11 protein-coding genes and 1 tRNA gene are annotated in these 14,724 nt (G+C 38.1%); 6 read left to right on the top strand and 6 right to left on the bottom strand.

All coding sequences use genetic code 11. From position 1 onward, the window contains the following. Nucleotides 1-94: 94 nt before the first annotated feature. From prfC to aceK, 6 genes are all read right to left on the bottom strand, one after another. Nucleotides 95-1,675, bottom strand: a complete 1,581-nt coding sequence (gene prfC, locus Q4489_RS15900) for a peptide chain release factor 3 (RefSeq protein WP_303482194.1) — start codon at nucleotides 1,673-1,675, stop codon at nucleotides 95-97. A 155-nt stretch (nucleotides 1,676-1,830) separates the two neighbouring features. After that, the gene (gene rimI, locus Q4489_RS15895) at nucleotides 1,831-2,292 is read right to left on the bottom strand and encodes a ribosomal protein S18-alanine N-acetyltransferase (protein ID WP_303482191.1); all 462 of its coding nucleotides are present in this window, start codon (nucleotides 2,290-2,292) and stop codon (nucleotides 1,831-1,833) included. 56 nt (nucleotides 2,293-2,348) lie between these two features. Further along, the gene (locus Q4489_RS15890) at nucleotides 2,349-2,744 is read right to left on the bottom strand and encodes a DNA polymerase III subunit psi (protein WP_303482188.1); all 396 of its coding nucleotides are present in this window, start codon (nucleotides 2,742-2,744) and stop codon (nucleotides 2,349-2,351) included. Between the two features lie 72 nt (nucleotides 2,745-2,816). Then, nucleotides 2,817-5,972, bottom strand: a complete 3,156-nt coding sequence (locus tag Q4489_RS15885) for an EAL domain-containing protein (protein ID WP_303482185.1) — start codon at nucleotides 5,970-5,972, stop codon at nucleotides 2,817-2,819. Between the two features lie 196 nt (nucleotides 5,973-6,168). Then, nucleotides 6,169-6,245: transfer RNA gene (locus Q4489_RS15880), tRNA-Trp, on the bottom strand. A 101-nt stretch (nucleotides 6,246-6,346) separates the two neighbouring features. Further along, nucleotides 6,347-8,062: a bifunctional isocitrate dehydrogenase kinase/phosphatase gene (gene aceK / locus Q4489_RS15875; protein WP_303482182.1), complete on the bottom strand. Its 1,716-nt coding sequence runs from the start codon at nucleotides 8,060-8,062 to the stop codon at nucleotides 6,347-6,349. A gap of 193 nt (nucleotides 8,063-8,255) precedes the next feature. On the opposite strand from aceK, the gene queA reads away from it, so the two are divergent. From queA to Q4489_RS15845, 6 genes are all read left to right on the top strand, one after another. Continuing rightward, nucleotides 8,256-9,302 (top strand): tRNA preQ1(34) S-adenosylmethionine ribosyltransferase-isomerase QueA, encoded by a 1,047-nt coding sequence (queA, locus tag Q4489_RS15870; RefSeq protein ID WP_303482179.1) that lies wholly within the window; start codon nucleotides 8,256-8,258, stop codon nucleotides 9,300-9,302. Nucleotides 9,303-9,375: 73 nt separating this feature from the next. Then, nucleotides 9,376-10,509 (top strand): tRNA guanosine(34) transglycosylase Tgt, encoded by a 1,134-nt coding sequence (tgt, locus tag Q4489_RS15865; protein ID WP_303482260.1) that lies wholly within the window; start codon nucleotides 9,376-9,378, stop codon nucleotides 10,507-10,509. Between the two features lie 33 nt (nucleotides 10,510-10,542). Then, complete coding sequence (gene yajC / locus Q4489_RS15860; protein ID WP_303482176.1) at nucleotides 10,543-10,878, top strand: preprotein translocase subunit YajC; 336 nt, start codon at nucleotides 10,543-10,545, stop codon at nucleotides 10,876-10,878. A 50-nt stretch (nucleotides 10,879-10,928) separates the two neighbouring features. Further along, nucleotides 10,929-12,776: a protein translocase subunit SecD gene (secD, locus tag Q4489_RS15855; RefSeq protein WP_303482175.1), complete on the top strand. Its 1,848-nt coding sequence runs from the start codon at nucleotides 10,929-10,931 to the stop codon at nucleotides 12,774-12,776. Between the two features lie 9 nt (nucleotides 12,777-12,785). Then, nucleotides 12,786-13,733, top strand: coding sequence for a protein translocase subunit SecF (gene secF, locus Q4489_RS15850; RefSeq protein WP_303482173.1), 948 nt, complete (start codon nucleotides 12,786-12,788; stop codon nucleotides 13,731-13,733). A gap of 251 nt (nucleotides 13,734-13,984) precedes the next feature. After that, complete coding sequence (locus Q4489_RS15845; protein ID WP_303482170.1) at nucleotides 13,985-14,422, top strand: hypothetical protein; 438 nt, start codon at nucleotides 13,985-13,987, stop codon at nucleotides 14,420-14,422. Nucleotides 14,423-14,724 lie beyond the last annotated feature (302 nt).

Here is a 14,724-nt window from a genome sequence, read left to right as displayed (position 1 = left end):
GTGTTATCTCTGTCTATCTGCTAATTCGCACGCTAAAGGAAACCCTAAAGCAATTATTGAATGATTGTTACTCGTTTAACGTCAATTCACACACTTAATGTTCGCGCGTGTGATGGAATGTAATATCAGGGTGACGCTCTTGTGCTAAATTAAGGTTTACCATCGTTGGCGCAATATAAGTAAGGTTATTACCGCCATCAAGCGCTAAATTGTCATAGGCTTTTTTCTGGAATTGCTCGAGAATACGTTCATCGTCACAGCTACACCAACGAGCTGTTGCCACGCTAATAGGCTCATAAATAGCATCCACGTTGTATTCAGATTTTAGGCGCTGAACAACAACCTCAAACTGAAGCACACCAACCGCGCCAACAATCATGTCATTAGAGCTGAAAGGTCGGAATACTTGAACAGCACCTTCTTCAGAAAGCTGTATTAACCCTTTTTGCAATTGTTTGGCTTTCAATGGATCACGTAAACGTATACGTCTAAATAATTCTGGTGCAAAGTTAGGGATACCGGTGAACTTCATGTCTTCACCTGCGGTAAATGAGTCACCTATTTGTATGCTACCGTGATTATGTAAACCGATAATATCGCCGGCAAATGCTTGTTCAACGTTAGCACGATCACCGGCCATAAACGTAACAGCATCAGCAATTTTTACATCTTTTCCAATGCGTACTTGACGCATTTTCATGCCTTTTTCATATTTGCCTGAGACAATACGCATAAAAGCAATGCGATCACGGTGTTTAGGGTCCATGTTTGCTTGAATTTTAAACACGAAGCCTGAAAACTTCTCTTCTGTTGCATGAACATCGCGTGTATTTGTTGCTCTAGGCATAGGTGTTGGGGCCCATTTAGTTAGACCATCTAACATATGATCTACACCAAAGTTTCCAAGAGCCGTTCCGAAAAATACTGGTGTTAATTCACCGTTTAAGAATTCTTCAAGATTAAACTCATGTGAAGCACCAATAACAAGTTCAAGTTCTTCACGTAGATCGTCAGCATAGTTGCCAACGGCTTCATCAAGTTCCGGGTTATCTAAGCCTTTTATTACACGTTTTTCTTGAATGGTATGGCCTTGTCCTGACTGATAAAGGATGGTTTCATCATCTAAAATATTGTAAACACCTTTAAATTCTTTACCCATGCCGATAGGCCAAGTGACCGGCGAACATTTTATTTTTAAGACGTCTTCAACTTCATCCATCACTTCCATTGGGTCACGTACATCACGATCCATTTTGTTCATAAAGGTGATGATCGGGGTGTCACGTAATCGTGTGACTTCCATTAACTTAATAGTACGATCTTCTACGCCCTTAGCGGTGTCAATAACCATTAAGCATGAATCAACAGCGGTTAGTGTACGGTAAGTATCTTCCGAGAAATCTTCGTGACCAGGCGTATCAAGTAAGTTGACTAAACAATCATTATATGGGAACTGCATAACCGAGGTGGTAATTGAAATACCACGGTCTTTTTCCATTTCCATCCAGTCAGATTTTGCATGTTGTCCTGATTTTTTACCTTTAACAGTACCTGCTTTTTGCAAGGCTTGTCCGAAAAGCAAGACCTTTTCGGTGATTGTAGTTTTACCGGCGTCAGGGTGAGAAATTATCGCAAACGTTCTGCGAATATCGACTTCCTGCTGTTGTACAGACATGCAAATTACCTGTTAGTGATGTGGTTGATTCGAAATATAAGAAATTTATCGCGCGGCATTATACCTAAAAGGCCTGCTAAGAGCAGTAAAAACTCTATGATTTTTCAATTTAATTATCAATGTTTAAAATGCTGATGCCTACTCTTCACGATTTGTTATGTCAGAGGTTTTTTCATCACAATAGCATCTTCATAGCCGATTTTACTTGGGTAATAACCTGTTCTTCTAGCAACTTCTATAAACCCCTGATTAATATACATCATTAAAGCTGAAATGTTTTTAGCGCGAACTTCGAGCAAAAGCGTTGTGGCATCTTTATGGGTAGCCTGTTGATTCAAATGCAACATGAGTGCTTTACCGTAACCTTTACCTTGATGCTTGGGGTCAATACAAATATCCATAAGTGTGACTTCATCAGCAACAGAGTCTGCGATATAAAAACCAATAACTTCTTTTTGATGTTGTGCTAAAAACCCAAAATATCGACCACCAATGCACGAGCGAAAAACCTTTTCACTCCAAGGATGACTATGGCAAGCGTTTTCGATGGGCAATAAAGTTGAAACGTGCTCATCATTGATTGAGATAAATTGCAATTTAGTGGTGTTTGTTGTCATAGGGTCGCAGTATATTTAGAGGTAAAAAGTAAAGTGCTTTAATCATTAAAAAGTTGTTAGTCGACGTTTTTAGAGATAATCATGGGTAAAAGTTGTTGAAATAAACGTTTCTTTAATGTCGGTTGCCGAATAAAGTCAGTAATAGGTGGTGTTGTTAACACATTGTTTTCAAAGTCAATCGCTGCTTCATTGACAAATTGCCAAATAAAATCATCGCATTGTAGTTTATTAGGTGATACTTGAGTAAAGCTTGAGGGCTTAAACGCTATTGCTTGAATGGTGTCTAGAAAGAAACGCTCGGTTAATAACTGATTAATTTCAACAGAATGTACAGAAATATCTGTTTGTGATGACTTTTCCACGTTGGCATTTTGCGTCGCAATCGATTTTCGTTGCCATAGCTCGATGCCCATCTCTTGTAAATAAACAAATTGTTTTTCGTTGATAGCCATACTTACTTAGCGCGTAAAAATAATAAGGCCAGTATAAATTGCTTACTGATAATTGTTAAGGTGATTTCAACATTATCTCTTTGTCAGAGCGGAGGCTGTATTATTTTTTAATTTTATTTCAAACAATTCAACAGGTAATGGTTTACTGAAATGGTATCCTTGATACTGGTGACACTGCATGTCTTTGAGTAAATCAACATGAGTTTGTTGTTCTACACCTTCAGCAATAACTTGCAAGTGAAGTGTTTTGGCGAGAGAAATAATTGCTTTGACAATACTGTGATCTATATCGCTCTTGTGTAAATTAAAAATGAAACTTTTATCAACTTTAATGCAATCAACAGGAAATCTCTTTAAATAGTTCAGCGATGAAAACCCGATCCCAAAGTCATCTAACGACAATTTAAAACCTAAGGCTTTTATTTCTCGCATCGTTTTAATGGCTGTTTGCACATCCGTTAACAGCATTCCTTCTGTGATTTCGAATTTAATACAGGCAGGTGAAACACCGGTTTGGCTTATTTTAGCCTGTAACATGGTTAATAATTCAGCGGGAGATGAAAATATTTGTGCTGACAAATTGATGGCAATTGACCCAAACTGAACGTTTGCTAACTGCCATGCAGCTACTTGATCAAATACTTGTTTGATCGCGATGCGATCAATTTGAGCGATAACCTCTGACTGCTCTGCTAACGGTATGAATTCGGCAGGCGAAATAATGGTGCCGTCAGGCTCAATCCAACGAATTAATGCTTCAGCACCTATGATTAAGTCAGTGTCTAGATCAATGACAGGTTGATAATAAAAATCAAAGTATTGGTTATTAATCGCATTGAGTAGTTTTTGTTCTCGCTCAAGTTGCTTCATCACTGAGGTGTTCATTTTACTTTCATAAAAACGATAATAAAAACCTTCCGTTTTTTTAGCATCAAGCATGGCAACAGCAGCTTTTCGTAATAACTCTTGAGCATCGTTGCTATCTTGTGGATATAGAGCTATTCCCATGCTTGCGTTGATTGTTAATGACACTTCATTGTGTATGAAAGGTTGTTCGAAGATGGAAAATATTTTTTTTGATACTCTCACTGCGCTATGTTTTGGGTTGTTTAACTCGACTAAAATACCAAACTCAGCTCCGTTTATGCGGGCGATGACATCTTTTGTGAACAGTACCTGTTTTAAACGTTGGGCTATTTCACAAATAATTGTATCACCAAATTTATGACCATAAGAGTCGTTGATTTTTTTAAAACCATTGATGTCGAAGAGCAGTAATGTAGGAAGTTTGTTGACATGTTTTGCGTTTAAACATGATTGTTGTATCAAACTTTCAAATAGGGCTCTGTTGGGTAAACCCGTTAAATCATCGTGAGTGGCCAGTCTGGTAAGTTGTTCTTGTGCTTTTTTACGCGCAGTAATATCACGAAAAACGCCGAGATAATGAATAACCTCAAGTTGTTCGTTTTTAATGGCTTCGACTTCTAGTTCGAACGGATAAATTTCATTATTTGAGCGTTGCTCATATAACTCGCCTTGCCAAGTATCTGCTATTTTTGCTTGCAGCATGATATTGTCAGCCAAATTTTTATCTTGACCGTTTATTGTAGCGAAACTGACTTTTTTCCCTATCACTTGATGCATTGTTTTATGGGTAATTTGAACAAAGGCGTTATTGACGGCTTCAATATTGAATTGATTATCGGTAATAAATACCGCATCGGAAGTACTTTTAAAAGCATGAGATAGCAACATTAATTGTTTTTCATTTGCTGCAATATCACTATTCATTTGTTGTAGCTTTGCTGCTTCTTTTTTACTGTAGCGTCGATTGATTAATAAAATGATAATGGTGGCGCTAGAGATGACCAAAATTAGTAAAAAGCGTTTTTGGTCTTCAGCTTGTTGAGTATTTGATTGGTGTAGAGCCGTTTCTTGTTGCAACAATTGTATTTGTTTTTCTTTATTATCGGCTTGAAATTGCTCATTTAAACGTATTATTGACGCCTTCTGTGCGTTCCGAAGGTTATTAATGTTTAACGTGGCGTATTGTTGATGATATGACAGCGCTTGTTGAAAGTCTTTTTTCATTTCAAATAAAGTGCTGAGAGACCTTAATGCTGTAGAATGTAATCTAGGCTGTTGATTATTTTTAAAATATTTCTCAGCAGAAATATATAATTTAAGCGCTTCATCATATTTTTTTTGCTGAGTGAGTAGATTACCCAACGCTATTTTCCCAGTGTAAAGGTTAACGTCATCATCGTTAGCTGTAGCAATAAGTAATGCTTGTTGAATAAAGGTTTCACTTTTTTCAAATAGGCCTATCTTTTGAAGGGCATCAGCTTTAGCGATCAACGCTTTAATTTTTCGTTCGGGGTATTCGTCAATTCTGGGATGTTCAAGTAATTTTCGAAAGGTTGCTAAAGCGTTATCAAATTGACGTAAATTCTGAAAATAAACACCTTTGTTTAACATGGTGTTTATCCACATGAACTCATTTGAAAGCACAAGCGCGATATTGAAAGCCTTTTCATTTTGCGCCAGCGCTTTTTCATAGTTACGTTGTGCCCAACTGAGCATGGCTAAGTTGGTGTAAATAGTCGCTTGCCCTTGAAGGTTCTTGGTTGATTGGTAAAGTTGCATCGCACTGAGAAAATGCTGTTGAGCAGCTTCGTAATTGGTGGTGACAAAATAACTGTTAGCAATAATATAATTAAGAAATGCTTGATCATTGACGGAAAGCGTTAATGTTGAATCTAGGTAGTTATCTTGCTTTGAAATTGGCAATGTAGAAAGCCGCTCTAATAATACTTTAGCCTTGGCAATAACCAAAACATGCTTATCTTGTATTCTGAATAAGTTTATTTCTGCAGTCTCACTAAGTAGGTTTATTATTTGTTGTTCTTCACTGGCAAGTGGAATGTTTTTTAATTCTTGTTGATAGACGACTAATGTTTCTGTTTGATTTTCCATCGCCGCAATCGCCATTGCTTTTGTTCGAGCCAGCGCAGATATTTTTGGGTGCATTTTTACACTAACACGCGTAATAAATTGTTGTAGTTGCTTTAATTTTTGTTGATTGTTTACTTTATTATCATCAGAAATTGCGACTAGTGCTTGGTATAGCTGCTCGTCAGATTGATCATTATCAATTTGAAACGCCCCAGCCTTGAACATAAACAACAAGAGAGCGATCATAATAAGAATGACGTTAAAACGTTTCATAAGCAAGATTCGTTTCATAGTGGTAAGTTGGTTTTAGTCGTCGCTTAGGTTTGCATGAAAAACAAACAACAAAGGTTATCTTGCTTTCCGTTATTAAGCAATTAAATAGCGATGATAAACCAAGTTGAAATGTAGATATTGTATTTGAACAAAATGGAGGCAGTAAGAGTCGTGTAACTCATGACGGAAAAAAGAATGGCAGGGGTAGAGAGATTCGAACTCCCAACCGTCGGTTTTGGAGACCGCTGTTCTACCAATTGGAACTATACCCCTGCAACGGACGAGAATTATACTCATGGATGAGCAAAGGTAAAGCGGAAATTTATACTTTTGTATTGTTCGCTCATTAATTACTCAACACAGAGGGCATTTGGTTATATTTTTAACTGTTCTGGGTAGGGAAATACATCAGCAACCTCGCCTCGTGCGACCTCTTGTTGTTGGTGCTGCCAATAGGTTGCGGTTAATAAGTCGGCGTGATGAATTAAAAAAGCGTTACGATATTTTGGGTTTGCTAAGGCAAAGGTAGCAATTTCTTCTGGGAATACATCGCCTTTTTCTACTGTATACCATGGTTCTGAGGCATAAATTTGTGCTTCAGTTACTGGCATGGGTTTCTGACGAAAATTAACTTCATTCATATAGGTTATTTCATCGTAGTCGTAAAATATAACGCGGCCATGGCGTGTGACACCGAAATTTTTTAACAGCATATCTCCAGGGAAAATATTCGCAGCAATCAATTGTTTTATTGCTTCACCATAACCAAACATTGCATGTGCAACTTGATCATCATTGGCGTTTGCTAAATACAGATTGAGCGGGGTCATACGCCGTTCGATATAAACATGTTCGATGATAATAAGGTGTTCATCAATGGTAATGATACTTGGCGCAACATCAAGCAGTTCATCAATCAGTGCTTGTGAAAAACGATGTTTTGGAAAGGCAACTTGTGAATACTCCATGGTGTCGGCCATCCTGCCAACACGATCATGTAGTTTAACTAAACGATATTTTTCTTTGACTTCTTTTTTCGTCACGCTTTTACTCGGTGAGAAATGATCTTTTATTATTTTGAAAACATAAGGGTAAGAGGGCAATGTAAAAACAGACATCACCATGCCTTTAATACCATCGGCAAGTTTAAATTGGTCATCACTTTCGTTAAGGTGCGTTAAGAAGTCTCGATAAAACTGTGTTTTTCCTTGTTTATGAAAGCCGATGGCTGAATATAGGTCAGCTCTGGTTTTATGAGGGATCAAGGTTTGTAAAAAATTGACCAATGCCGTTGGGTGCAAACAATCAACAAAGAAATAAGAACGTGCAAAACCAAAAACAACCGCCATATTTTCTTCATCTGTTAATAACGCATCAATTTTTAAGCCTGTGTCTACGTTATTCACAATCGGCACAATGAAAGGTGTATTACCTTCGGGTGTGAGCACTCTGCCAATAATGTATGCACCTTTGTTGCGATAAAATACAAAATTAAGTATGTCTATTTCAATCGCAGATAATGCAAATTTTGATAAAACAGGGTGTTTAATAAAAAGCTTAATAAGTGCCTTAATATCTTTTTTAATGTGCGCAAAAGAACGTTTAAATCCGGCTTGTTCTATAATATGCGTAATGGTGTGGCATAAGCCTTTTTCACTAATGGAATATCGGGTGTATATGGTTTCATTACTTCGATCTATCGCTAAACAAGATTCAACAAAAATAAAGTCATTAAAGTAATAGCGGCGATCGAATAGGTGACAAAAAACTGAGTTATAAAAGCTTTCTGCTAATTCTGCTTGTGGGTGTGTTTGCAATAATGCGATATAAAACTGCTTTACTTGTCGCCAAAGCACATCATCGAGTGTTTCAATACGAAAATCATCACGTAGTACTGCTAAGGTTTCTTGAACCCGTAGATCGAAGTAGTCGTTGCGATCTCTTGCCGCGGCTTGAATAGCTAACCATTGACCCTGCTCAAATCGCGTTTGTGCAGATTTAGTTATTTGACTAAATAAATAAATATGGCGTTCAAAACCGTTCAATATAGTTCTAGCAATGGCTTTAGTGTGCGGATCAAACATCGTCATTAAGATTCGAATGGCAAAGTGGATACTTAACAGAATACGATAATTAACAGCATTTTACTGATTCATTCTGCTAAATAGTCATTATAAACAATAGTGATAATGTGGCGATATCACTTAGTTTTACTTGAATTTACAAGGCTAGGGCTCTAAAATTACGCGGTTAATTTTGTCATAAAGAAGTCTTATTAATTCTATGCGTGTCGCAGATTTTTCCTTTGATTTACCAGAAGAGCTTATTGCTCGCTACCCTAAAGCTGAACGTACGGCTAGCAGATTAATGGTGCTGGACGGTTGTAGCGGGGCGTTGCAAGATGCCCATTTTGTTAATGTCATTGATCAGTTGAATGCTGGCGATTTATTAGTGTTTAACAATACTCGTGTAATTCCTGCACGTATGTTTGGTCAGAAAAAAACCGGCGGAAAGCTTGAAGTTTTAGTAGAACGTATTCTTGATGATAAACGTTTTCTCGCGCATGTACGTGCGAGTAAATCCCCTAAACCGGGTACAGAGTTAGTGTTAGAAAACAAAGTGTCGGCTACCATGGTGGCACGACATGATGCACTATTTGAAATTGAAATTTCACACCAAGACAACGTATTAACGGTACTAGAAAATATAGGCCATATGCCTTTACCGCCGTATATTGATCGCCCTGATGAAGAAAGCGATAAAGAGCGTTATCAAACGGTTTACAACGAAAAGCCAGGTGCGGTTGCTGCACCAACTGCGGGCTTGCATTTTGATGATGCATTATTAAAACGTATTAAAGAAAAAGGCGTAAATACCGCATTTGTAACCTTGCATGTTGGAGCTGGCACATTTCAGCCAGTACGAGTCGAGCAAATTGAAGATCATATAATGCATGCTGAATATGCTGAAGTGCCGCAAGATGTTGTTGAACTTATCCAGCAAACAAAAGCAAGCGGCGGTAGGGTTATAGCTGTTGGAACGACTTCAGTGCGTTCACTAGAGAGTGCGGCAAAAGCCGCTAAAAAAACAGGTGAAACGTTAGTGCCTTTTTATGGTGATACCGATATTTTTATTACGCCTGGTTACGAATTCGAATTAATTGATGCTTTAATAACAAATTTTCATTTGTCAGAATCAACGTTACTGATGTTAGTCAGCGCGTTTGCTGGCTATGACAATATTATGGCAGCATACAAACATGCGGTGTCGGAACGATACCGCTTTTTTAGCTATGGTGATGCGATGTTTTTAACGCGTCGTCAATCATAACGTTAATAACGCCGCTGGCCTGTTTCGCTAGTGGGCAGGAAATCATATGACAGAAAAAACAGAAAAAAAAGCAATGAGCTATGAGCTTATCGCGAAAGATGGTAAAGCACGTAGAGGTAGATTGACCTTTGCTCGCGGTACAGTAGAAACGCCTGCTTTTATGCCTGTTGGTACCTACGGTACCGTAAAGGGTATGAAAAGTGAGGAAATAGAAGAAATAGGTGCTGAAATTATTTTAGGAAACACCTTCCATTTAATGTTGCGTCCAGGTACTGATATTATCGAACAGCACGGTGATTTACATGACTTTATTCACTGGGACAAGCCGATCCTTACTGATTCAGGTGGCTTTCAAGTGTTTAGTTTAGGCGCAATGCGAAAAATTACCGAAGAAGGTGTTAAATTTAGTTCACCGGTTAATGGTGAAAAAATAATGCTAACACCTGAACGTTCGATGGAAGTTCAGCGTAAATTAGGATCAGACATCGTGATGATATTTGATGAATGTACGCCTTACCCAGCAACGCATGTTGAAGCAAAAGAATCTATGGAACTTTCACTGCGCTGGGCGCAGCGCAGTAAAGATGCTCACCAAGAAAACCCAAATGCTTTATTTGGCATTGTACAGGGTGGCATGTATGAAGATTTGCGTGAAGTATCTATTAATGGTTTAAAAGCAATTGATTTTGATGGCTATGCCATTGGTGGTTTATCGGTGGGCGAACCTAAAGAAGATATGGTGAGAATTTTAGATCATACCGCACCCTTGATCCCTGAAAATAAACCCCGATATCTGATGGGAGTGGGAAAGCCAGAAGATTTAGTAGAAGGCGTTAGGCGTGGTATCGATATGTTTGATTGCGTAATGCCTACCCGAAATGCCCGAAATGGTCATTTGTTTGTTACCACAGGTGTGGTAAAAATAAGAAATGCTAAGAATAAAGTAGATACAGGACCATTAGATGAACAATGTGACTGTTATACCTGTAAGAATTATTCGCGCGCATATTTACATCATTTAGATAAGTGCAATGAAATATTGGGCTCTCAATTAAATACCATTCATAACTTACGTTTTTACCAACGCATTATGAAAGAGTTACGTGATGCGATTGAGCAAGGTAAATTAGAAGAGTATGTGAGCGAATTTTATGCGCTTCGTTCGTTACCGGTTCCCCCGTTAGCGAAAGGCAGCGAGCAAGTTTAGTTTATTAATAACAATTAGAAGTAAGAGGATATTATGAGTTTATTTATCGGTACTGCACACGCAGCAACAGGTACAGCACAACCAGGTGGCGGCATGGAAATGATTATTATGTTGCTTGTTTTCGGGTTAGTGTTTTATTTCATGATCTACCGTCCACAAGCAAAACGTGTAAAAGAACATAAAAGTTTAATGTCTGCCTTATCTAAAGGTGATGAAGTGCTAACGCAAGGCGGCTTAGTAGGTAAAATCATTAAAGTGTCTGATGAAAAAGATTTTATCGCGATTACTATCGCTGATAATACTGAAGTAACCGTACAAAAATCGGCGATTTCTGCAGTATTACCAAAAGGCACAATGAAAAGCCTTTAAGGCTTTTCAAGACAGTTTGTCTACTAACTTAAGAACATTAGGATGATATTGTGTTAAACCATTCACCATTGTGGAAAAAACTACTGGTGCTTTTCGTTGTATGTATTGGGGCATTATATGCGATGCCCAATTTATACGGTGAAGATCCAGCAGTACAAATTTCTGGATTACGTGGTGTAGAAACAACAGCGTCAACATTAGACTCTGTTAAAGCTACATTAACGGAACAGCAAATAAACTATTCAAGTATGTCTCTTGAAGATGGTCAAGTATTAGTAAAGTTTAGCGATACAGAGCAACAACTTAAAGCTCGTGATGAGTTAGATTCAGCACTAGGTGACGATTACTCTGTAGCATTAAACCTTACTCCAGCGACACCTGATTGGCTTGCAAGCATTGGCGGCGTGCCAATGAAGTTCGGTTTAGATTTACGTGGTGGCGTTAGTTTCACCATGGAAGTCAACATGAACGAAGCTGAACTTAAAGCGAAAGAAGGTATGGTAGGTGATTTTCGTACTGATCTACGCAAAGAAAATATTCGTTATCGTAGCGTGAAAGAACAAGATAATGGCGTAATTATTACCTTCCGAAATGTAGATGATATTGATACCGCTGAATCTTTACTGAAAAAACGTTACCGTGATTTACTATTTTCAGATAACAGCGATGATTTAACCTTATCAGTCACCATGTCTGAACAAAAGTTAAAAGAAATTCGTGAATATGCACTACAACAAAACATCACTATTATTCGTAACCGTGTTAACGAATTAGGTGTTGCTGAACCTTTAGTTCAGCGTCAAGGGCAGAAAAACATCATTATTGAATTGCCCGGTGTACAAGATACAGCAAAAGCTAAAGAAATCTTAAATGCTACGGCGACCATTGAATTTCGCATGTTAGACTCTGAAGGAGACATTAACAGTGCGTTAAATGGCCGTGTACCAGCAAATTCTCAATTATTAAAAGATCGCAACGGCAGACCTTCTTTAGTTAAAAAACGTGTCATGCTAACCGGTGATCATATTGTTGATGCCGGTTCGAGCTTTGATGAATATTCACGTCCACAAGTAAATATAACCCTAGACTCGCCTGGTGCGAGTAAATGGTCAAATGCGACAAAAGAAAACGTTGGTAAGCCGATGGTAACGGTATTCATTGAATACAAACCAACCGAGCGTACAGACAAAGAAGGTAATACTATCTTCGAAAAGAATGAAGAAATCATTCAAATCGCGACTATTCAAGGGCGTTTGGGTAAAAGCTTCCGTATTACCGGCATTGACAGCCAAGCTGAAGCGCATAACTTAGCGCTACTTCTACGAGCTGGTGCCTTAATCGCGCCCATTCAAATCGTTGAAGAACGTACTGTTGGGCCATCATTAGGTGCTGAAAACGTGAAGCTTGGTTTACAAGCTATTGTAGGCGGTTTCGCATTAGTTGTTCTCTTTATGCTGATTTATTACCGTGCTTTCGGTATTGTTGCCAACTTGGCTTTAACGGCAAACTTGGTGTTAATTGTTGGTGTAATGTCGATGATCCCAGGCGCTACGTTAACGCTTCCTGGCATGGCGGGTATTGTACTAACCGTTGGTATGGCTGTTGATGCTAATGTCCTTATTTTCGAGCGAATACGTGAAGAATTACGCAGTGGTAAATCTGTACAGCAATCTATTCATCAAGGGTACGATGCTGCATTTTCAACGATTTTAGATGCAAATATTACCACGCTAATTGCGGCAATTATTTTATTTGCAGTGGGTACAGGGCCTATCAAAGGTTTCGCGGTTACATTATCAATAGGTATCATTACTTCAATGTTTACTGCAATTATTGGTACACGCACAATAGTTAATAGCGTTTGGGGCGGTAAACGTCTCGATAAGCTTTCAATCTAGGAGTTATACATGCAACTATTAAAATTGAAAGAAACCATCGAGTTTATGCGTTTTCGCAAAGTAGCCGTAATATTTAGTGCGTTACTGATGATCGCGGCATTCGCTTCCTTGGCGATTAATAAATTAAACTTTGGTTTAGATTTTACTGGCGGAACGTTGATTGAGGTTGGTTTTGAAAAAGCAGCTGATCTTAATCAAATTCGTGAGATCATGGAAGGTGCTGGCTATGAGGGTGCTGTTGTGCAACATTATGGCAGCTCTCGCGATGTTGTTATTCGTTTAGCTGTGCAAGACGATGTAAAAGCAGAGATGTTAGGCAACCAAGTGTTAGCATTGCTTAAAGAAGGAACAAACCAAACACTTGAAATGCGCCGTATAGAATTTGTTGGCTCAAGTGTGGGTGATGAATTAACAGAGCAAGGTGGCCTTGCGATGTTAACAGCGCTGATCTGTATTCTAATTTACGTTGCATTTCGCTTTGAGTGGCGCTTTGCATTAGGTTCAGTACTTGCGCTATTTCATGATGTGGTCTTAACCCTAGGCTTGTTTTCAATATTAGGCTTAGAGTTTGATTTAACAATTCTTGCTGCAATATTAGCCGTTATTGGTTACTCGTTGAATGATACCATCGTGGTTTCTGATAGAATTCGTGAAAACTTTAGAAAAATTCGTGATGGCGGACCAGAAGAAGTAATTAACATTTCACTGACACAAACGTTAAGTCGTACCTTTATTACTTCGATTACCACGTTGTTGGTATTAGCGGCATTGTTCTTTCAAGGTGGCGCATTAATTCATGGTTTTGCTACTGCATTGTTATTCGGTGTTTTTATTGGTACTTACTCTTCTATCTATGTAGCAAGTTCAATTGCGTTAGCGTTAGGTATTTCGAAAGAAGACTTAATACCAGAGGTGATTGAAAAAGAAGGTGCAGATCAAGACGTTATCTTGCCATAATCACTATTGAGTCTATTAAAAAGCTGAGCTTGGCTCAGCTTTTTTTGTATTTTGCACAAAAAAACTTATCCATGATGTTGTGCTTATCTTCGAAAGTTATTGTTTCTGTTCTACTTTTAACTTTGATAGAACTCTTTGTTTTTAAGGCTTCCCATTAGAATATCTCGTGTGAAAACGTATTGAATGAATAGTATGCAAACGTATAATTGCCAACGTTTTAATACCCCCTCGTCATTCATATTGGAGTCGTTATGAAAAAGATCGTACTAGGTTTTACATTAGCCTTAACTGCAGCGAGCACTTATGCTGTCAGTGATAATGCAACGTTTATTGCACAAGATGGTTCAATTGAAACCAACCTATGTATTACTGCCGCTACAAAAGGTTATTCTTCAGCTAAACATCAAGCAATAAATATTGATAATTTATCAGCTCACCAATTTTCTTTAACAAATTGTAATGGTCAGCCGATCAAAACATTTGCGCAAGGCTTTTTAGATATATCACAAAAAACGATGAAAAAAGCAGTTAAAGCTATACCTGCTAATCAAGCGTCTGAATCGCGTTTATGCGCCAGAGCGGCTAACGTTGGCTTAGTTGCACTTGCGAGTGAGTCAAGATATACATTACGCAATATTAACTGTAATGGACAAAACATTATTGATTTTGCCAGAGCAAATAATAGCTAATTTATCACGGCGTGTTGCATTTTCGCGTGTGTTTTTTATGGCAAGGTAAATTGATATTATTTTTTTTTGCCTCCTCCCCAATAAAACACACGCTCTCTTTAATAAGAATAAAAAGAGAAAATAAAGTCAATCCCTTCCAAGCATACTTATTAATTTTCAACGGTTGTTAAATTGGACTAAGCATGTGTTTGAATGTTGGATATTAGCATCCAAAAATTCCAGCTCACTAGAGCGTGTTGATCTTTCAAGTTTGTTTTTGCAGCAATTTGTTTGGTATTTATACAAGGCAGAGCTTGTGCCGT

The sequence above is a fragment of the Thalassotalea sp. 1_MG-2023 genome (assembly GCF_030546745.1).
Classification (GTDB): domain Bacteria; phylum Pseudomonadota; class Gammaproteobacteria; order Enterobacterales; family Alteromonadaceae; genus Thalassotalea_C.
This window is presented reverse-complemented; position numbering and strand designations above follow the sequence as displayed.